At 68.9% G+C, this 1,289-nt stretch carries 2 protein-coding genes; one reads left to right on the forward strand and one right to left on the reverse strand.

Annotated elements, in window-relative coordinates; all coding sequences use genetic code 11:
- The coding region (locus tag AC1DYX_RS31245) for a putative bifunctional diguanylate cyclase/phosphodiesterase (protein ID WP_477266116.1) at positions 1-848 on the forward strand (848 nt) is incomplete at its 5' end.
- A gap of 100 nt (positions 849-948) precedes the next feature.
- Here the strand turns inward: AC1DYX_RS31245 and AC1DYX_RS31250 are convergent.
- Positions 949-1,289 (reverse strand): flagella synthesis protein FlgN (locus AC1DYX_RS31250; protein ID WP_477266118.1); only part of this gene is annotated, 341 nt, incomplete at its 5' end.

Raw genomic sequence — 1,289 nt, forward strand, 5'->3', positions numbered from 1 at the left:
CCGAAGGTCCCGCGCGCTACCGCTTCCACACGGATGCGATGGCGGCGGCGATCCGCGAGCGGGTCGACCTGGAAGCGCTGCTGCGCCATGCGATCGAGCGCAACCAGTTCGCGCTGCAATACCAGCCGCGCGTCGAGCTGGCCAGCGGCGCCGTGCTCGGCGTGGAAGCCCTCGTGCGCTGGCGTCATCCGGTGCTGGGCCTCGTGTCGCCGGCGCGTTTCATTCCGCTGGCCGAGGAGACGGGCCTGATCGACGATATCGACATGTGGGTGCTGGACGAAGCCTGCGCGCGCGCGGCCGCCTGGCGCGCGCAGGGGTTGCCGCCGCTGAGCGTGTCCGTCAACCTGTCGGCGCGCCAGTTCCAGCAGGCCGGCCTGGCGCAACGCGTCCAGGCCGCGCTGGAGCGCAGCGGCCTGCCGCCGGCCTGCCTGGAGATCGAGATCACGGAAAGCACGGTGATGCGCGACACGGGCGAGGCGGCGGACGTGCTGCGCTCGCTGAAGGCGCTGGGTGTGGCGCTGTCGATCGACGACTTCGGTACCGGCTATTCATCGCTCAGCTACCTGAAGCGCTTTCCCATCGACGTGCTGAAGATCGACCGCTCCTTCGTGAGCGACGTGACGGCCGATCCGAACGACGCGGCCATCGCGCGCGCCATCATCGCGCTGGCGCATACGCTGAACCTGGAGGCGGTGGCGGAAGGTGTCGAGACGGCCGAGCAGGTGGCGTTCCTACGCGACAATGGGTGCGACGAAATCCAGGGCTATTATTTCAGTCCGCCCGTGTGGCCGGAGCAGATCGAGCGAATGTTTGCCGAACAGGCGGCGCGAGGAATGACGGTCGGTTGAATTGTGTTGAACGCGTGGACAGCACAGCTGTCCACCCTACCGGTAGGGTGGGCGGCTCGTCCGCCCACGCGTTCAAATCCCGGTAGAGCAGGGAAAATGCTTATCCGACTACAAACCGTCGCGACGGTCCCGTCGACACGGTCTGTCCGCCTGGCCCGTAGACGCCGGCGCCGCTGCCCGTCCCGCGCAGGGCGCCCAGCGCCGCCTGGGCCTGGCCCAGCTGGCGGTTGACGAGCATGCCGTTGACGCGGTTGAGTTCCTTTGCTGCGCGGGTCAGTTCGAGCAGCCGGTTCCAGTCCTGGCGCTGCTCGTCGTTGCCGCCCACGGCCAGCCAGGGCTCCATCCCGGCTTCGCCCGCGGTAAAGCCGGCGACGCCGAGGGCCTTGTGGCGCACGCGCGCAAGCGTGGCGGCACGCTGCGCCAGCTGCAGCTTGTTGGGGG

Source organism: Massilia sp. P2_C2 (assembly GCF_056404615.1).